Genomic DNA, 17,039 nt, shown 5'->3' with positions numbered 1-17,039 from the left:
TATGTCAAACACCGAGATAGAAAACAAGGATAATCGAGGCGCAAAAACGCGCCAATTATTGGGCATGAAAGGGGCCTCATCGGCAGAAACCTCCCTCTGGAAAATCCGCTTACAATTGATGAAGCCGATCACTTGGATCCCCCTAATTTGGGGTGTTGTCTGTGGGGCGGCTTCATCGGGGAATTATACTTGGTCTTTAGAAGATGTCTTAAAATCGGCCACCTGTATGTTACTTTCCGGTCCATTGATGACTGGTTATACCCAAACTTTAAATGATTTTTACGATCGAGAAATCGATGCAATTAATGAACCCTATCGTCCGATTCCTTCGGGGGTAATTTCTATTCCGCAAGTGGTCAGCCAGATTTTGGTTTTATTAGTGGGTGGGTTAGGAATAGCTTATCTTCTTGATCGCTGGGCCGGTCATGATTTCCCGATTATGCTCTGTTTAACCCTATTTGGTTCTTTTATCGCCTATATTTATTCAGCACCACCCTTAAAATTAAAACAAAATGGTTGGCTGGGAAATTATGCCCTCGGTGCTAGTTATATAGCCTTACCTTGGTGGGCAGGTCACGCCCTTTTTGGTCAGTTAAATGGGACAATTATGATCCTAACCCTCATCTATAGTCTGGCGGGTTTAGGCATTGCTGTAGTTAATGACTTTAAAAGTGTGGAAGGTGACGAAAAATTGGGCTTAAAATCCTTGCCAGTTATGTTTGGAATTACCACCGCAGCTTGGATTTGTGTGATTATGATCGATGTTTTTCAAGCGGGAATTGCTGGCTATCTGATTAGTATTCATCAGAATCTTTATGCCGCTATTTTACTGTTATTAATTATCCCTCAGATCACTTTCCAAGATATGTATTTTCTGCGGGATCCGCTCAAAAATGATGTCAAATATCAAGCCAGCGCCCAGCCTTTCCTAGTGTTAGGAATGTTGGTGACAGGTTTGGCTTTAGGTCAGGGGATACTCTGAAGATTGTAGTTTAATAAAAACAGGAAATATCCAGTTTATGGGACATAATCGCCTTGAATTTGGCTTCTGTTTAAGGTAACTTGATCCGTCAAGAGGGGTGAAAATAGATTTTGAGTTCGATCCCCCCTCGGTACCGATCCCCCCTTGATAAGGGGGGTATCTGACGATTTTTAACACCTGACTACTTAGCTCGATCCCTAGTCTTTTCGTTACAATCAAGAGGGGATCGATGCTGGGGAAAAAATTTACCTTTTTTTCTTCGCTCCGATTCGCCATTCTTGACGAACTAATCAAGAATAGTTTCTGTTTAACAAGATTGATTGAGACAAGTATCTCGAACCTAGTCACCATGAGTAATACCAGTAATTTTCGTCAAGCTTTACGCGAGGCTAAAAGCCAAGCACTTATCGGCCCCAATGTTATCCCCAAGGCTCTACCCTATCTCGGTGGTGGTCTAATTTTAACTGCGGTGGGAACCTATGGCGGTTTAGGTGTGATCCAATCCTATCCCCAGATTTTCTTCCCGACTTTCTTTGTCGCTCTGATTGCCGAGATTATTTTATTTTTTGTTGCCCGTAATACTGCGGAAAAAGGCAATACAGGCACTGCTCTGCCCCTACTGACTCTCTATAGCCTTCTTTCTGGCTATACTCTCAGTGGAATCGTCTATGTGGCCCTAGGTACTTCCGGTGTTGGTTTGCGAGGAGTGGCAATTGCTGCCCTCGGTTGCGGCATCGCTTTTGTCTTGGGACGCAATATCGGCTCGAATCTGTCGGAAAAAGATGGTTTGGCACTGACTCAAACCGTGAGCATCGGTATTTTCGCTCTTTTTATTGTTCTCATTGGTCAGCTAATTTTCTCTATCTTTGGTGGCCCTACTCCCACCTGGTTAGAAATCGCTATTTCCGGCATCGGGGTTTTCCTGTTTGCTGGTTCGGCAGTGGTGGACTTTTACATCTTGCCCCGTACCTACAGAGATGAACAGTATCTCAGTGCTGCTTTATCGATGTATTTGACCTATATCAACCTATTTATCTTTATTCTGCGCCTTTTAATCGCTCTTAACGGTCGAGATTAGGGTAAATAGAGAGGAGTTAGAAATTAGTTACAACCTAACTTCTAACTCCGCTAGAATAGTAAAGAAATGTAAACGGCCTGTAAAGATCATGACTGAACCACAACCGACTCAAACCCCCAAATTAGAAGATCCCAAATTTGGTTTTAATGACTATGCCGAGCGCCTCAACGGTAGAGCCGCTATGATTGGTTTTGTGATCACCCTGTTGATCGAGTATCTAACTGGCCAAGGTCTGCTATCTTGGTTAGGGTTACAGTAATTTTTTAGGCTTGTTTAGGCATTCTAGGGGAAATACAGCCTTAAGTGTTAATTAACGCATACAAGCTTCGTGATTTTCCCCGTAGAATCCTTGCAAGACCGAATCACCTCGCTGTTGCGGTGTGCCGTGGGAGCGATTAGGAGCTTCAAAATCACCCACTTCCGAGGCAGCTTCCGCTAGAAGTTTTCCTGCTATTATATAATCCTGTTTGGATAAACCTCTCGCTTCGGTAAATAACCAGGAAAGGGTATCTCCCGCTAGACAATCGGCCTGTAATTCAATGCCGATGCTCATTCCACCTTCATCAATGCCACCGATACCCCGATTCCACTGAACAGCGTGAGCAGCCTCGTGAGCGACAGCGTAAAGGGGAAATAGGGGATTATCACTAATGCGAGTAACTTGCTTGAGATTGACGTAAACTGTATTATCTACAGTGCAGAAAGCCGCTAGGGAAATTACACCGCAGGGGGTGGTCATCGGGCTATTACTTAACAAATACTTAAAATTGATCTGGTGTAATTGAGCCGTATATTCAATTACCGCTTCTAAGGCATCCTTAATATCGTCTGCTTGCGCTCTCTGGGCTAGAGGGGATAAAATCAAGAGCGAACCACAGGAAACAGCAGATATCAGGGATAATAAACGTTTACGGCCAGAGTTAGGTTTCATGATACTAACAAAATCGGGAGTGAGGAAGAAGTTTAATTAATCTGGAGGGAGCATCTCACCTTTGCAATAAGCATAAATACTTAGTAGAAAAATAGGCTTTTCGAGGGTAATTCTTGTTTTAATTCTCCATGTACGCGGTCTTTAAAAGCCTCTATTTCGTTCCAAGACACGATTAAGAGTGGCTTTTAAGCTAAGTATAATTACTCATCGCGTAAGTGAGATGCTCCCAATCTGGATTAGCCTACCGCTACGATCAAAATTTTAAAGGCTATATCTAAGACTTCCAGAGAAAATACAGAATTTACGCGACTTTTGATCGAAGTTTTCAGAATTTACAGTTTCATCCCGACATTCTAGATAAAATTTTCCCAAGCTCTCAGATGAGTCCTCAAGGGTTAGCCTATAGTAAAGACAGTCCCCCTGAGTTGATAACAAAACCCATGCAGAAATTGGTGGAAGTTTTAGCTGATAAACAAGCTCTGATCGCAAAATCTCTGGCGCTAGTTCTGGAAAAAATCACAACCAGCCTCGACCAACAGGATCATTTTACGATCGCTCTGTCCGGCGGTAGTACCCCGAAACCTCTCTATGAAGCTTTATCATCTCAACCCCTCGACTGGTCAAAAATTCACGTTTTCTGGGGAGATGAACGCTACGTTAGTCCCGATCATCCCGACAGTAATCAACGCATGGCCCGGTTAGCATGGCTCGATCGCATACCGATCCCGGCCGCTAATATTCATCCCATGCCCACGGATGAACCCGATCCCCACCGGGCTGCCCAAAAATACGATGATCATCTCCGCCAATGGTTTGGGGTCAATTCTCCCGATTTTCCCATTTTTGACCTGATTTTATTGGGAATGGGCGATGATGGTCATACTGCCTCCCTCTTTCCCCACACGGCAGCTTTAACGGTGAGCGATCGCTGTATCACCGTTGGCGAGAAAGACGGCAATCCCCGCTTAACTTTTACCGTTCCCCTGATCAATCAGGCCCGTTGTGTGATCTTTATCGCTGCCGGCGAAAGTAAACGCCCCGCTCTACATGAGATTTTCTCTGCTTATGGCGACCCTTTCTCCTATCCTTCTCGTCTCATCCACCCTCCGGCCGGGGAATTATATTGGTTACTCGATGCGGCCGCCGGTTCCTCTTTTGTCTAGAGAATAGGGGAATAGGGGAATAGGGGAATGGGGGAATAGGGGAATGGGGGGATAGGGAAATGGGGGAATGGGGGAGTGGGGGAGTGGGGAAATGGGGGAATGGGGGAATGGGGGAATTTCAACTAAAACCCTAACACCCCAACACCCTAACACCCTAACACCCCAACACCCCAACACCATAAAACCCCAACACCCTAACACCATAAAACCCCAACACCCCAACACCCAACTCCTAATCTGCTTTTTTACTTTTTCCTTTTTACTTTTTCCTTAAAAATGATCGTTTGTCCTAATTGCGAACATATTAACCCCGATGAGGCCAGTCAATGCGAGGCCTGTTATACCCCCTTACCGCGGATGTCTTCCTGTCCTAGTTGTGGGGCAACCATCCAAACTGATGCCACCTTTTGCGGTCAGTGTGGCTACAATTTACAGCCTAATTCCGTTTCCATGGTGGCAGCCGAGGCCGAATCGGAATCGGAATCGGAACCGGAACCCGTCCCACCAGTCTCGACACCCACGCTCGCCTCGATCGCACCTCCTCCTGTTGCCCCCTCACCGGTTCCGGCTGCCACCCGCTTACAGACGGAAATGGCTAGTCTCCAGCACCTACAAACCGATAGCAAAATTGAATTACCCCTACATCTATCGGTAATTCATGTCGGCAAACCTAACGATCGCATTCCCCCCGATATCGATGTTTCCGGTTTTCCCGATTCTGATATCGTCTCCCGGGTTCATGCCGATATCCGCGTCGAAGGGGGAATCTATTATCTTGAAGACACGGGCAGCGCTAACGGAACCTACGTTAATCACAATCCCCTACCCCCCGGCAATCGTCATCGTCTTCGGGCAGGCGATCGCATTTCCCTCGGTAAAGGGGACAAAATGACTTTTACTTTCCAAATGTCTTAAAGGGGGTTAGGGATTTAGGGATTTAGGGTTTTAGGGTTTTAGGGTGTTGGGGTTTTAGGGTTTTAGGGTTTTAGTTGAATTCCCCCACTTCCCCACTTCCCCATTCCCCCACTTCCCCATTCCCCCACTTCCCCATTCCCCCACTTCCCCACCTCCCCACTTCCCCATCCCCCCATTCCCCCACTTCCCACTTCCTCGCTTCCCCACCTCCCCACTTCCCCACTGAAAATTATGCGTACAAATTGGCGAATCGGCTCTTTATTGGGCATTCCTCTCTATATTGATTCCTCGTGGTTTTTGATTTTGGCTTTTGTCACCCTGCTCAATGCCACCGATGCAGAAATTCAGTCTCTGGCTGGCCAGAGTTTCGGTTTAGCGTGGTTACTTGGTTTAATCATCGCTTTATTGCTGTTTATCTCGGTTTTACTCCACGAATTAGGTCATAGTTTCATGGCTCGCTCCCAAGGCATCCAGGTCAATTCCATTACCCTGTTTCTCTTTGGGGGTATGGCCTCGATCGAGCGAGAATCTCGGACTCCTCCAGAGGCCCTGCAAGTAGCGATCGCTGGACCCCTCGTCAGTTTTCTCCTGTTTTGTCTCTTATCCCTAGCCAGTCACTTACCCTATTTAAACGCCAATTTAACCTATATATGCGGGCATTTAGCGATAATTAACCTGTTTTTGGCTCTATTTAATCTTATCCCCGGTTTACCCCTCGATGGCGGTCAAATTTTCAAAGCAATGGTCTGGCAAGCAACTGGCGATCGCTGGAAAGGTTTACATTGGGCTGCGATCAGTGGTCAATTCATCGGTTGGTTGGGGATTATTTTAGGGATTTTCTTGGTTCTCTTGACGGCAGACGTGGGGGGTGCTTGGTTAGGATTAATGGGCTGGTTTATCCTCAGAAATGCCCGCGCTTACGATAATTTGACTAATTTACAGGAAAGTCTCCTCAATTTGCAAGCGGGAGAGGTGATGAGCAGAAATTTGCGGGTTTTAAACGCCCATCAAACCCTAGAGGAATTCGTCCAAGAATACGTTTTAGACCAAGCAGCCGCCAATACTGCTTATTTTGCCGCGTCTGAGGGGCGTTATCGGGGATTAATTCGGGTGGCAGATTTACAGGCGATCGAGCGCAGTTTCTGGTCAGAAAAACAACTGCTTGATATTGCCCATCCCCTCGGGGAAATTGCCACTGTTGAGGAAAAAACCCCCTTAGTGACGGTGGTGCAGAAACTGGAAACTATCCCAGACCGCATGATCACGGTGTTAACACCAGCTTCCGCCGTAGCGGGAGTGATCGATCGCGGCGATATCCTCAAGGCAATTGCGATTAAATACCAACTTCCCCTAGAGGAAACGGATATTAAACGCGCTCGCGAGGGAGTTTACCCCAGTTATTTGCCCTTAAATGTCATTGCTGCCGCTCTTGACAAGAGTGAACGGCCAAAAATCGGCGAACCGTCCTTAATCTCCTGACCTAGAGAGGATGAACGATAATAATCTTGAATATAGCTAATGCGAAAATTTCCTCGCTGGTTAGTCTGCCATAATTTCCCCGTTTCCACCTCTAAACAACTTAACCAACCTTGGCCGTAGGCCCAAGTATCGATACAAATGGCATGGCCGAGATTAACTGGTTTACCGCTTTTTTGGCTGGTATGACCACAAATCATGGTTTTTCCCGAACTATGGGCGGCGGGATCTTGAAATTTCTCCCAAAAGAGTTTGTATTCTGGTTGTCTGGCCAGGGGTAGATGGGGATCGAGACCAGCGTGAACGAATAAATGATTTGCAGTTTCGTAGCTATTTATACAGACTTTTCCTAAAAAATCCCAGTGGGATTCGGGAATTTTAATCAGGGGGCCTTCGCTATAGGATTTTAGAGTAGCTTTACCGCCTTTTTCTAACCAGAGACGCTGTTTGAGGGGGTTATGACGGGCTTGCAGCATGATAATCTCGTGATTACCTTTGAGGGGAATCAAATTGCCCTGTTTATGTAGGGAAATCAGGCGATCGATTACCCCTTTCGAGTCTCTGCCCTTATTAACGTAATCACCGAGGGTGATTAAAGTATCTTGCGGTTTGGGATTGACGATCTCTAGCAAGTGATCTAGAGCTTTCGAGCAACCATGAATATCGCCGATCGCTAAGGTTCGCATGAGGATTTGGTAGGGGATTAGGGCATAGGTACAGGTAAAAGTATCAAATAAATCTGTTCACGACAAACAGCGATTATCGGTGATCTTGCTTAGGGTAACAAAAAGGCTTACAGTAAAATGTACCATAAATTATCAAATCTACTAAATTAATTAAGCTGTGCCGAAAGTTGTTATTGCAGGTAACTGGAAAATGCACAAAACCCAGAGAGAAGCTTTGGAGTTTTTGCAAGATTTTAAATCCCATCTAGAGGAAACCCCGGACGACCGAGAAGTAGTTCTTTGTGCGCCTTTTACAGCTTTAGCTGTCCTCTCTAAAACCCTCCACGGCGGTCGTATTCGCTTAGGGGCGCAAAATGTCCACTGGGAAAAATCGGGGGCTTATACGGGCGAAATTTCGGCGGATATGTTAACCGAAATCGGGGTTCACTATGTGGTTATCGGTCACAGTGAACGCCGGCAATATTTTGGCGAAACCGATGAAACCGTCAATTTAAGGGTCATATCTGCCCAAAAACATGGTTTAACCCCAATTCTCTGCGTGGGAGAAAGTAAAGCCCAAAGAGATGCCGGAGAAACGGAAAAGGTAATTATCAAGCAAATTCAAGGTGGTTTAGTCAATGTTGACCAAAAAAACCTCGTTATCGCCTACGAACCCATCTGGGCGATTGGCACGGGGGAAACCTGCGAAAGCGAGGAAGCGAACCGCGTTATCGGTTTAATTCGGCAACAATTAGACAATCCCGAAGTCACCATTCAGTACGGTGGTTCGGTAAAACCCGATAATATCGATGAAATTATGGCTCAATCCCAGATAAACGGGGTTTTAGTCGGTGGGGCTAGTCTAGACCCCGCCGTATTCGCTAGGATTGTTAATTATCGCTAATCGATGCTGCTGCCATGACGCGATTTTCCAAAACCCCGATGCCTTCTATTTCCACCCGAACCTGATCCCCCACCTGCATCGGTCCGATTCCTTCGGGAGTTCCCGTTAAAATCACATCCCCCGGCAGCAGGGTCATCACTTGGGAGATATAAGCTACCAAGACATCGGGGGGAAAGACCATATCACTCAGATAACTGCTTTGTTTGGGGTCGCTGCCATCATTGAGAAAAGTGGTTAATTGGGCCCCGATACTCAGTTCCCGGACAATCCATGGGCCGAGGGGACAAAAACTGTCAAATCCTTTTGCCCGCGTCCATTGGCTATCTTTTTTCTGTAAATCCCTAGCGGTGACATCGTTAGCAATGGTATAACCCCAGATTTTGCTTCTGGCCTGGGCCGTGCTGCAGTTTTTGGCGGTTTCTCCGATAATTAATGCTAATTCTCCCTCATAATCTACTCTTTCCGATTGGGGCGGATAGAAAATCGTTTCACCATCGGCAATAATTGTCGTCGGTGGCTTGAGAAATAAAAGCGGCTCTTCCGGTACAGGTGTTCCCATCTCGGCGGCGTGGGCCTGGTAATTTTTGCCCACAGCAATAATTTTCGACGGGAAACAGGGGGCTAATAGTTGGTAGCTATCAGGTTCTAATTCTAGTTCGGTTAGTTGCCCTCCTTGCCAGGGAGGGGCATCAAAGACAGCAACGCTACGGTTTAGCTGTAAAAGTCCGTAGAAGATTTGTCCTTGACGATGTTTCACTCGTACATAGCGTTGCGCCATATTTTTCTGGGAATGACTAGCGATCGACTCTCGGATAGTAGTATGATCATATATCCTTGCTTCTTTATTAAAGGCTAGAGAGTTATTAAAATCAATTGACTCCTGGCCTTGACAAAGAAGCCTTCTAGTCCATAAGGATTCTGAGATGAGCAATAACTACGAAACTCTTTACATTCTCCGTCCCGATTTAGGGGAAGAAGTCGTTCAGCAACAAGTGGAACGTTATCGGACTCTGATTACCGAACACAGCGCCACAGACATTCAAGTTAAGGTGTGGGGTAAAAAACGTCTGGCCTATCCCATCAAAAAACTCAATGATGGTGTCTATGTGCAGATGAATTATCAGGCCAGCGGCAAACAAGTTGCCCCCATGGAACGGGCCATGCGTTTAAGTGATGAGGTTATTCGTTATTTAACCCTAAAACTCGATCGCGTGGTCGCCCCCCCTGCGGATTTATCTCCCTTAACGGAAATTCCCCCCTCTCCTATCACCGAAGCGGTGGTGGAAGATGACGGTATCTCCGCTGAAGATTAATTATAGTCACAACTGTGTCGGATCAATGCCCAATTCCCGTAATCGGGCAAAAGCGCGATCGCGCTCTTGTTGTGCTTGGTCGCGTTCCTGTTGTGCTTGGTTGCGTTCCTCAAAGAGGGTTTCGGGGTCTTTAAATCGTTCCCCATTGGGATAAAAGACCTCTAAACCCTCTTCAAACATCTCAAACCGAATCCCTAGGATTGGGGAAGTCCAAGGAAAATTCAAGGCCGTTACTGGGAAAAAATCCTCTTGCTGATTGGCCCGCACCAATCCCCAGAAATCATGGGAGTCTGGGTCATAGAAAAACATTTCTAATACCCCATACTCCCGATAGAAAGACTGCTTTTTGAGCATTTCCCTGGCACTATTGCTCGGAGAGAGGATTTCAAACACTACTTGGGGGGCAATATTGTCTTCTTCCCATTGTTTATAGCTGCCGCGCTCACCAGGTGGACGGCCGAAAACCACCATGGCATCGGGAGCTTGACGGGGAGCAGGTGGTACAGTTACCTGCTGGGGATACCAGAGCAAATCTCCGGCAACAAAGACGGTTTGCTCTTTAAATAAATACCTGAGATTGGCAACCAAGCGGACAATCCAGCGATATTGAACTGTGTTGTCGGCCATGGGTTTACCGTCGGAATCAGGATAGAAAAGTTGGGGTTCGATGGGTGCTTGAACCATGCTTTATCTCTTGCGATCGCATTTTGGCCTAACTTTATTGTATCACCGCAAATCCTCGGTTTGAAACCCTGTCCTTTTAGGACGGCTTTGCCTTAGACCTCCTGCCAAAGTTGTATAAGTAGGGCGTGTTACGCTGTCGCTAACATACCTTTGTTTTTAAACGACAAAGAGCTTTTAGACTAGATATAGATGGGTTGGGGGTGCTGAGTTTATATATTTTTCAGCTTACTAGCTCCCGCCTTTTCTTTCCACCCCTATCCCGAACTGACCTTAAAACAGTGAAAAAAGATTGAAGATTTTGAGTGACGGAATGCCTTGTTACTTATTTAAAATTATTTCCCCCTTTACCACTGTATATAAAGGAGATTTCCTCAACCAACACTTTGTTAACAAAATCTTTTATTCAAGGTATCCTATAATAGGACTTAAAGCTTACTGAGGATTAATCAATTTTCTAGAGACTACAACCAGAGACAAATCGATCGCCAAGTATTGAACTTTTTAACCAAACCACAATTCTATGTCAAAAAAATCATTTTTGCCCGGTTGTTTAGTCGTCCTGGGACTAACAGCAGTAACCGCAGGAGGTGTCTATCTTTATCTACGAGGACAACTACCTTGGCAAAGATTCACCCCCTTAGAATCGGCAAAAGTTATCCCAGAAACTGCCTTTGCTAGTAGTTTTGTCTCCACGGATGCAAAAGCTTGGTCAGTGTTAGCTAAATATGGTACACCAGAATCGCGAACTGCGGTTAGTCAAGGACTAGAAGAATTACAAAAAAATATCTTCACCGATAAGATTGATTATCAACGGGATATCGAACCTTGGATCGGTAGTATTAGCTTTGCTTTCCTTCCCGCAGCTACCCCCGGACAATCGGAATTATTAACGGTTATCGGGATCAAAGATAAAATTAAAGCGTCGGAATTCCAGAAACAACTAGGACAAAAAGTTAATCGCAAAACTAGCACCAGTGACTACAAAGGTATTACAATTACTGCTATAGATTGGCAGGATAACACCACTATTTATACTGCCGTTACTGGCGATTTTTTGTTGATATCCTACGATAAAAAGGTGTTAGAAGCGGCGATCAATACCTACCAAGGACAGCCATCTTTTAGCAGTAAACTGGAAGTGATAAAACTGCTTTCCCAATCCCTCAACCTACCCAATACCCTAGCAACAATTTATATTGATGATTATGCCAAAATCTTGGGAGCAGATGCTAATTTATCTCCCCAAAGTCGGCAAGAATTAGCAAAAATTCAAGATATTGTCGCAGGAGTGGGTGTCACCGATACGGGATTACAGTTACAAATGGTGGCTAAACTTGCCCCTGAAACTATTTCTAACCTACCTTCCCCCAGCAGAAATCAAGTTTTAAATTATTTACCCGGAGATACCATCGCACTCTGGAGTGGGAATAATCTTAAACAGGGATGGGAAGAAGCAGAAAAACAGTCCCAAACTAACCCAGAATTACAAGCTTTTCTACGTCAGATCCGTGAGAATTTTCAGATGGCAACCCTTGACGCGGATAAAGAAGTTTTTAACTGGATGGATCGAGAATTTGCCTTCGGAATTATCCCCAACCAGCAAGCAGTGGGAGGGTTAGGTTTTGGGGGAATGATGATCTGGCAAACCGGCGATCAGAAAGCGGCAAAAACTACCCTCGATAGGTTAAATCAATTGGTGAAAACTGTTCCCCTTATCACCATAAAAAACAGTCAAATTTCTGGCCAAGATGTGACTGAATGGAAAGCGGAAGAACAAGCGATTTTAACCTATGCTTGGTCTAATAATGATACCTTAAAAATGACCGTCGGAATTCCCTATCAACCGCAACCGAATCAACCGATTAGCAAAAGTGAGAATTTCCAAGCATCGATCGCAAATTTGCCTAAAAATAATCTCGGTTATTTTTTCATCGATGTGGAGCAAATTATTGCTAAAGCAGGGGGAATTAATAATCTTCCTGCCACGGAATTAACCCCGGAAGCAAAGGCCTTTTTAGAATCGGTACGCGGGATCGGAATTACTGCCACTATGCCTGATAAAACCACCAGTAAAATTGATGTTTTATTTTCCCTGAAACAAACTCCCTAAAAAGTAACCAACTAAATAAAGCGATCCACAGAGAATTATCTGACTATCGGCAGATTCTTGGATGGCTTTTTTTAGTCCTAAAAATACATCAGAACAAGTCTCTAGGTGAGATAATTCTGGACAAATTGAAGCCGCTAATTCCGCTAAGGTTTCAGGATTAGCACTGCTATGATCAGGAACAGGAACTAAATATAAACTATCGCCTTTTCTTAATAAAGCTTGGAATATTTCCCGATGATCTTTGGTCGATAAAATTCCCATCACCCAGATAATTTTTGGAGCCTTTAAACTATCTACATAATGCCTTAAACCAATGGCAGCAGCGGGATTATGAGCGCCATCTATTAAAATTTCTCGCTGACACCAATTAACGGTTTGTAAACGTCCTAACCAGCGAGTTTTTGCCATTCCTTCCCGCACGACTTCATCGCTAATTTGCCAACCTTGCTGACGCAAAATATTAACAACAGCGATCGCTATAGCCGAATTAGTTAATTGAAAATCTCCCGCTAAGGATAAAGGATATTCTAAACCTTGATATTTAGCACGATTATCGGCAATTTTTTCGGCAGCTTCTACCCATACCGTTGGACAATTTAACAGCTTGATTCTCTCCCTAACTACTCCCTGCGCTGATTCCGGTAATTGTCCGATAACTGCGGGACAATTCGCTTTTAATATCCCCGCTTTCTCCCCGGCAATATCGGCAACCGTCGGCCCTAAATTTTGCCAATGTTCCCGACTAATAGAAGTGATGACAGTAACTAAAGGTTGAGCGCAGACATTAGTCGCATCCAATCTTCCTCCTAAACCCACTTCCATCACGGCAATATCCACCTTTTCCTGAGCAAAATACAGCCAAGCAGCGGCAGTAATTACCTCAAATTGAGTAGGACTTTCCTGCTGGGGATCGATAAGCGATTGTATATATTTAAGCAGGTTTTCTAAAGTCGCGGTTTCAATATTTTCGCCATTAATAGAGATTCTTTCTGTCCAATCAATTAAATGGGGAGAAATATAACGTCCGACTTTGTAACCGGCGGTACTGAGAATAGAAGATAGATAGGCACAAACTGAACCTTTGCCATTAGTTCCCGTGACATGAATAATCGGAATTTTATCTTGGGGATTGCCTAAAATCTCCAGCAGATTTTTTATTCTTTCTAAACCGAGATTGACACCAAAACGCTGAAAAGATTGCAGTAAAGAATCGATAGTCATGGTTAGCAAACTATAAATAAAGGAATCCGGCTAGGATCGATACTCCTACCGGCACTGATGACCCTTTCTCTGGGTGATAATGTCTAAAGTTTGACTAAAATGCTCGGTTCTTTTTGGATCGGTAAAACATCAAGAGAGTCAATATTAGCGCAGTATTTTAAATCTTCTTGACAGTGGAGACGCAAGAGGCGCTGACCATGACTACAACTGTGGAACATTCCTAAAAGATCATTTTGCCATTGACGATAAAGAGCGATCGAGGCGATCACCTCATCATTACCGATCGCCATTTGCCCCGATTGTTCTTGTAGCGCATCGGCGATCGCTCCAGCACAGGCCGTATCTTCCAGAGAATAACCCCCTTCCCAACCAGAGCCAACAATCCAGACGGTATCGGGCTGCTTATCCAATAAGTAATTAACCGCAGCTTGCCGATTGATCATAGCCGCAGTGATCACGATCGGGGATTCTTCCACCCTTTGCAGAGCGCGGGTGCCGTTAGTGGTGCTGATAAACAGACGACGACCTTTCATTAAATCAGGGGTACAATCGAGGGGAGAATTGCCCAGATCGCAGCCTTCCACTTTCGCGCCGCCTCTTTCTCCTGCCCGGAGACGTTTTTCTGGTTGCCAGGTATCGCTCACCTGCATCAGGGTTTTCAGATCGCTGAAGGTTTGCACTGCTTCTGCACCGGCATTGAGGGCAGTGGCGATCGTGGTTGTCGCTCTTAAAACATCGATAACGACGGCGCAATCGGGTAGAGTATGGACGGGGGTAAGTTCGGGAGTATGATAAATGAAAACCTGCACGATTTATACCAAGTAAAAAGTAAAAGGGAAATAAGCTCAACATACCGCCGCTCGGCGTCGCGCTGGCAGAAGAAAGACAAGGCCGATTTTATCACGATGGATGTCAGCTAGTTAAGCTGTTCTTAATTCAAATTGCTTGTTGAGATCAGGCAAGGGGGGGCTAATCTCAGAATAAGCGGTTTAAATACGTCTTAGCTTATCACTTGAAATGCCCACACGGATCACAAAATTGGTCAATTGTCAATAGGGTTTGAGATGCTCTCACCCTGTCGCTCGTCATGACTAAATGTTATAATTAATAATTATTATGCCTGGTAACTTCAAGATTCATGTCTGCTAAAGATCGTTTTCATGGTGCAGTGAGAAAAGGAGAAGAAAAAGAACCTAAAAGACAGTTATATTTAGCTGTTCCCTTAGATATTTATTATAGTTTTTTTGAATTGCGATTTATTCAAACTGTCGTTAAACGATTTCAAATTTACCTGATTATTTATGATCCGATTGGGGAGGTAATTGTCGAATGGAAAAATTAGCACAATATCGTCACTATGTCAAACAAGTCATTACTGAATATTCTCAGATAGGTTCATCTAAAGATCCGATTGAACAACAATTGATTTTTGATACAGTTGGCGATCACTATCAATTGATGTATGTTGGCTGGAAAAATAGACGAAGATATCATGGTTGTGTTTTGCATCTCGATATTAAAAAAGGTAAAATCTGGATACAACATGATGGCACTGAGGTGGGAATTGCCAATGAATTAGTTAATTTAGGTGTTCCTAAAGAAGATATTGTTTTAGCCTTTCATGAACCCCTAGTCAGAGAATATACAGGGTTTGCGGTGGGTTAATCTTAATTAGAGAAAAGCGCCAAACTCGCCTAACCTAATCATAGCTTAGGCGACAAACAGGATCAGCAAGAGATTTCGATTTTTTTATCTTGCTGATCTCTGTATTTCTTTGTTAACAAAACTTAACAATTATCGGCAAAATTTTGCTTGCTTTTGTCGGCAGATTTTGGGATAATATTTTTAAAAGATTTTATTCATAATGGGAATCTGTGCGTTTAAAAAAATTTTGCACAGATTCCCATTATATAAAAAGCATAGCGCAAGTCGCCGGCAAAGTCAAGTCCTTTCCCATTAATTATGGGTTGGCTGAAAAAGTAAGGGCGATCGCCGGTTTAGATACAAGGTTTTTGAGCCACCAGCTTGAAAATCTTGCAGCTGCTTGGCTAAACAGGCCGCCAAACCCCTTATCTCGTCTATATTTCACATTTATTCAGCCAACCCTACCTAAATCTCTGCTGAAGGTGGAGATCAAAGGCTGTTTTAAACTAATACTTTACTGCGATCGTTAGAAGTATCCCCAAAAATTGCCCCTCGTCGAATCAAATCCTGTTTTTGTTCGGGGGTGATCCCCGTTGCATCGATAAAGATAGCGTTTTTAACGTCAGCCCCACTCAGGTTAGCCTCACTCAGGTCAGCCTCAATCAGTTTAGCCCTACTCAGGTTAGCCTCAATCAGGTTAGCGTAAATCAGTTTAGCCCCACTCAGTTTAGCCCATACTAGGTCAGCCCCCCATAGGTCAGCCCCACTTAGTTTAGCCTCACTCAAGTCAGCCCCTCTCAGTTTAGCCTCAATCAGGTTAGCCCTTATCAGGTTAGCCCCCCACAGGTCAGCCTCAATCAGTTTAGCCCTACTCAGGTTAGCCTCAATCAGGTTAGCCCCAATCAGGTCGGCCTCACTCAGGTTAGCCCCTCTCAGGTTAGCCCCCCACAGGTCAGCCTCACTTAGGTTAGCCCGTTCTAGGTTAGCCCGTTCTAGGTTAGCCCTTCTCAGGTCAGCCCCACTCAGGTCGGCCTTACTCAGGATAGCCTTACTCAGGTCAGCCCCACTCAGGTCAGCCCCACTCAGGTCAGCCTCTTTCAGCTTAATCCTTCTAAATCTTCTTATAATGCGCTGGAGGAAGTTAGGTTTTTTAATAGATTCAATTAGTTTATTGTTAATTTCTTTAGGCGCTTTATTCTTGACAATCAAGGGGTTTGCTGACGATTCTTCTGCCAGTTGCTTTGGTGATTCTGCTAAATTTTGTCCTATGATAGTAGATTTTAAATAGGTTATCTCATCTGCATTAACATCACCTGCTATGGTAAAAGCTAAACAATTATCTTCGGTAAATTGAACATTTTCAACTGTAATATCTCCCGAAATTTTGTTCAAGTCACCCGATTTGAATAGGGATTCAATTTTTTCTAAACTTTTTTGAGAACCCTTGAGAGTTAATTTGATACTACCTTGTTCTATGTCAGTTATTGTTATTTCCTGATCATCGGTTATTTTTCTTAAAAGTTCTAATAGCGTTAATATCTGTTTCTTTTTATTTTCAGAAGCAGTAAAAACCACAGCACCAGAAAATTTTCCGTCATAATTTGTGTTTTTTTGATTACATTCTGGTTGTAATTTCCATCGACTTAAAGCAGTAATCAGATTACTCTTTCCAATCTTTTCATCTGTTTGCTCTGACAAGATTTTAAATAAATCATAAGCCGCATTCTTGATTGACTGTTCTTCTTGCCTAATTTCTTCCGCTAGATCACGATATGTTTTACCATCACAAATACCTTTTAATATTTTTGTCTCCACGTCCGTTAATCCCTTGTTTGTATGCTCTTTTTTCAGATCATTAACCAGCATTTCTAATTCAGTCCATGAAAGGGGTTTAATTTCAGTCATTTTTAGTTCATTTATCATCATTTTTTAAGGGTAACAGGACTTAAGATT

The 17,039-nt window shown here is 44.1% G+C and carries 18 protein-coding genes and 1 pseudogene; 11 read left to right on the top strand and 8 right to left on the bottom strand.

Annotated features, from left to right (window positions below; all coding sequences use genetic code 11):
- The first annotated feature begins 1 nt into the window (after window position 1).
- From chlG to ACE3JL_RS01395, 3 genes are all read left to right on the top strand, one after another.
- Complete coding sequence (gene chlG / locus ACE3JL_RS01405; protein ID WP_375328682.1) at window positions 2-982, top strand: chlorophyll synthase ChlG; 981 nt, start codon at window positions 2-4, stop codon at window positions 980-982.
- Between the two features lie 349 nt (window positions 983-1,331).
- Window positions 1,332-2,060, top strand: coding sequence for a Bax inhibitor-1 family protein (locus ACE3JL_RS01400; RefSeq protein WP_375328681.1), 729 nt, complete (start codon window positions 1,332-1,334; stop codon window positions 2,058-2,060).
- A gap of 88 nt (window positions 2,061-2,148) precedes the next feature.
- The gene (locus ACE3JL_RS01395) at window positions 2,149-2,319 is read left to right on the top strand and encodes a high light inducible protein (RefSeq protein WP_002742489.1); all 171 of its coding nucleotides are present in this window, start codon (window positions 2,149-2,151) and stop codon (window positions 2,317-2,319) included.
- Between the two features lie 51 nt (window positions 2,320-2,370).
- On the opposite strand, the gene ACE3JL_RS01390 is transcribed toward ACE3JL_RS01395, so the two are convergent.
- A complete protein-coding gene (locus ACE3JL_RS01390; protein ID WP_271988713.1) occupies window positions 2,371-2,991 on the bottom strand; it encodes a metalloprotease in 621 nt (206 codons plus the stop codon).
- 440 nt (window positions 2,992-3,431) lie between these two features.
- Here ACE3JL_RS01390 and pgl point away from each other — a divergent pair, with 440 nt between their 5' ends.
- Together pgl and ACE3JL_RS01380 are read left to right on the top strand one after the other, a co-directional pair.
- Window positions 3,432-4,154, top strand: coding sequence for a 6-phosphogluconolactonase (pgl, locus tag ACE3JL_RS01385; RefSeq protein WP_375329567.1), 723 nt, complete (start codon window positions 3,432-3,434; stop codon window positions 4,152-4,154).
- A 276-nt stretch (window positions 4,155-4,430) separates the two neighbouring features.
- Complete coding sequence (locus ACE3JL_RS01380; RefSeq protein WP_375328680.1) at window positions 4,431-5,069, top strand: FHA domain-containing protein; 639 nt, start codon at window positions 4,431-4,433, stop codon at window positions 5,067-5,069.
- Window positions 5,070-5,139: 70 nt separating this feature from the next.
- Here the strand turns inward: ACE3JL_RS01380 and ACE3JL_RS01375 are convergent, their stop codons facing one another.
- Complete coding sequence (locus ACE3JL_RS01375) at window positions 5,140-5,292, bottom strand: hypothetical protein (protein ID WP_375328679.1); 153 nt, start codon at window positions 5,290-5,292, stop codon at window positions 5,140-5,142.
- 8 nt (window positions 5,293-5,300) lie between these two features.
- Here ACE3JL_RS01375 and ACE3JL_RS01370 point away from each other — a divergent pair, with 8 nt between their 5' ends.
- Window positions 5,301-6,548: a site-2 protease family protein gene (locus ACE3JL_RS01370; RefSeq protein WP_271988342.1), complete on the top strand. Its 1,248-nt coding sequence runs from the start codon at window positions 5,301-5,303 to the stop codon at window positions 6,546-6,548.
- On the opposite strand, the gene ACE3JL_RS01365 is transcribed toward ACE3JL_RS01370, so the two are convergent.
- Window positions 6,467-7,231 (bottom strand): metallophosphoesterase family protein, encoded by a 765-nt coding sequence (locus ACE3JL_RS01365; protein WP_375328678.1) that lies wholly within the window; start codon window positions 7,229-7,231, stop codon window positions 6,467-6,469. The two genes, ACE3JL_RS01370 and ACE3JL_RS01365, sit on opposite strands and share 82 nt — an antisense overlap.
- A 157-nt stretch (window positions 7,232-7,388) precedes the next feature.
- On the opposite strand from ACE3JL_RS01365, the gene tpiA reads away from it, so the two are divergent.
- Entirely contained in the window at window positions 7,389-8,114 is a 726-nt protein-coding gene (gene tpiA / locus ACE3JL_RS01360; RefSeq protein ID WP_375328677.1) for a triose-phosphate isomerase, read from the top strand.
- On the opposite strand, the gene ACE3JL_RS01355 is transcribed toward tpiA, so the two are convergent.
- Window positions 8,101-8,892 carry a fumarylacetoacetate hydrolase family protein gene (locus ACE3JL_RS01355; protein WP_375328676.1) on the bottom strand — a complete coding sequence of 264 codons (792 nt, stop codon included), beginning with the start codon at window positions 8,890-8,892 and terminating at the stop codon, window positions 8,101-8,103. The genes tpiA and ACE3JL_RS01355 overlap by 14 nt on opposite strands.
- A gap of 145 nt (window positions 8,893-9,037) precedes the next feature.
- Here ACE3JL_RS01355 and rpsF point away from each other — a divergent pair, with 145 nt between their 5' ends.
- Window positions 9,038-9,427 carry a 30S ribosomal protein S6 gene (rpsF, locus tag ACE3JL_RS01350; RefSeq protein WP_004163403.1) on the top strand — a complete coding sequence of 130 codons (390 nt, stop codon included), beginning with the start codon at window positions 9,038-9,040 and terminating at the stop codon, window positions 9,425-9,427.
- A gap of 6 nt (window positions 9,428-9,433) precedes the next feature.
- Here rpsF and ACE3JL_RS01345 read toward each other — a convergent pair whose 3' ends face one another.
- Window positions 9,434-10,111 (bottom strand): Uma2 family endonuclease, encoded by a 678-nt coding sequence (locus ACE3JL_RS01345; protein WP_375328675.1) that lies wholly within the window; start codon window positions 10,109-10,111, stop codon window positions 9,434-9,436.
- A 520-nt stretch (window positions 10,112-10,631) separates the two neighbouring features.
- On the opposite strand from ACE3JL_RS01345, the gene ACE3JL_RS01340 reads away from it, so the two are divergent.
- Window positions 10,632-12,221 (top strand): DUF3352 domain-containing protein, encoded by a 1,590-nt coding sequence (locus tag ACE3JL_RS01340; protein WP_375328674.1) that lies wholly within the window; start codon window positions 10,632-10,634, stop codon window positions 12,219-12,221.
- Here ACE3JL_RS01340 and ACE3JL_RS01335 read toward each other — a convergent pair.
- Both ACE3JL_RS01335 and ACE3JL_RS01330 read right to left on the bottom strand, forming a co-directional pair.
- The gene (locus ACE3JL_RS01335; protein WP_375328673.1) at window positions 12,195-13,442 is read right to left on the bottom strand and encodes a bifunctional folylpolyglutamate synthase/dihydrofolate synthase; all 1,248 of its coding nucleotides are present in this window, start codon (window positions 13,440-13,442) and stop codon (window positions 12,195-12,197) included. The two genes, ACE3JL_RS01340 and ACE3JL_RS01335, sit on opposite strands and share 27 nt — an antisense overlap.
- 83 nt (window positions 13,443-13,525) lie before the next feature.
- On the bottom strand, window positions 13,526-14,251 hold the full coding sequence (locus tag ACE3JL_RS01330) for a 2-phosphosulfolactate phosphatase family protein (RefSeq protein WP_002751646.1): 726 nt from the start codon (window positions 14,249-14,251) through the stop codon (window positions 13,526-13,528).
- Window positions 14,252-14,619: 368 nt separating this feature from the next.
- On the opposite strand from ACE3JL_RS01330, the pseudogene ACE3JL_RS01325 reads away from it, so the two are divergent.
- Both ACE3JL_RS01325 and ACE3JL_RS01320 read left to right on the top strand, forming a co-directional pair.
- A pseudogene (locus ACE3JL_RS01325) lies at window positions 14,620-14,784 on the top strand (element excision factor XisH family protein); the annotation flags it as partial.
- Entirely contained in the window at window positions 14,772-15,107 is a 336-nt protein-coding gene (locus ACE3JL_RS01320) for a XisI protein (protein ID WP_002798710.1), read from the top strand. The pseudogene ACE3JL_RS01325 and the gene ACE3JL_RS01320, both read left to right, overlap by 13 nt.
- A 480-nt stretch (window positions 15,108-15,587) precedes the next feature.
- Here the strand turns inward: ACE3JL_RS01320 and ACE3JL_RS01315 are convergent, their stop codons facing one another.
- Window positions 15,588-17,012 (bottom strand): pentapeptide repeat-containing protein, encoded by a 1,425-nt coding sequence (locus ACE3JL_RS01315; RefSeq protein WP_375328672.1) that lies wholly within the window; start codon window positions 17,010-17,012, stop codon window positions 15,588-15,590.
- Between the last annotated feature and the right edge of the window lie 27 nt (window positions 17,013-17,039).

The organism is Microcystis sp. BLCC-F210, assembly GCF_042134685.1.
Classification (GTDB): domain Bacteria; phylum Cyanobacteriota; class Cyanobacteriia; order Cyanobacteriales; family Microcystaceae; genus Microcystis; species Microcystis aeruginosa_D.
The sequence above is the reverse complement of the archived record's forward strand: the minus strand, read 5'-3'. Positions and strand labels throughout refer to the sequence as shown.

Coding starts and splice junctions, on each gene's coding strand:
- ACE3JL_RS01340 (WP_375328674.1), top strand. CDS start 10,632: ATGTCAAAAAAATCATTTTTGCCCGGTTGTTTAGTCGTCCTGGGACTA.
- ACE3JL_RS01390 (WP_271988713.1), bottom strand. CDS start 2,991: ATGAAACCTAACTCTGGCCGTAAACGTTTATTATCCCTGATATCTGCT.
- ACE3JL_RS01345 (WP_375328675.1), bottom strand. CDS start 10,111: ATGGTTCAAGCACCCATCGAACCCCAACTTTTCTATCCTGATTCCGAC.
- rpsF (WP_004163403.1), top strand. CDS start 9,038: ATGAGCAATAACTACGAAACTCTTTACATTCTCCGTCCCGATTTAGGG.
- ACE3JL_RS01315 (WP_375328672.1), bottom strand. CDS start 17,012: ATGATGATAAATGAACTAAAAATGACTGAAATTAAACCCCTTTCATGG.
- pgl (WP_375329567.1), top strand. CDS start 3,432: ATGCAGAAATTGGTGGAAGTTTTAGCTGATAAACAAGCTCTGATCGCA.
- ACE3JL_RS01380 (WP_375328680.1), top strand. CDS start 4,431: ATGATCGTTTGTCCTAATTGCGAACATATTAACCCCGATGAGGCCAGT.
- chlG (WP_375328682.1), top strand. CDS start 2: ATGTCAAACACCGAGATAGAAAACAAGGATAATCGAGGCGCAAAAACG.
- ACE3JL_RS01320 (WP_002798710.1), top strand. CDS start 14,772: ATGGAAAAATTAGCACAATATCGTCACTATGTCAAACAAGTCATTACT.
- ACE3JL_RS01355 (WP_375328676.1), bottom strand. CDS start 8,892: ATGGCGCAACGCTATGTACGAGTGAAACATCGTCAAGGACAAATCTTC.
- ACE3JL_RS01370 (WP_271988342.1), top strand. CDS start 5,301: ATGCGTACAAATTGGCGAATCGGCTCTTTATTGGGCATTCCTCTCTAT.
- ACE3JL_RS01335 (WP_375328673.1), bottom strand. CDS start 13,442: ATGACTATCGATTCTTTACTGCAATCTTTTCAGCGTTTTGGTGTCAAT.
- ACE3JL_RS01395 (WP_002742489.1), top strand. CDS start 2,149: ATGACTGAACCACAACCGACTCAAACCCCCAAATTAGAAGATCCCAAA.
- ACE3JL_RS01400 (WP_375328681.1), top strand. CDS start 1,332: ATGAGTAATACCAGTAATTTTCGTCAAGCTTTACGCGAGGCTAAAAGC.
- ACE3JL_RS01365 (WP_375328678.1), bottom strand. CDS start 7,231: ATGCGAACCTTAGCGATCGGCGATATTCATGGTTGCTCGAAAGCTCTA.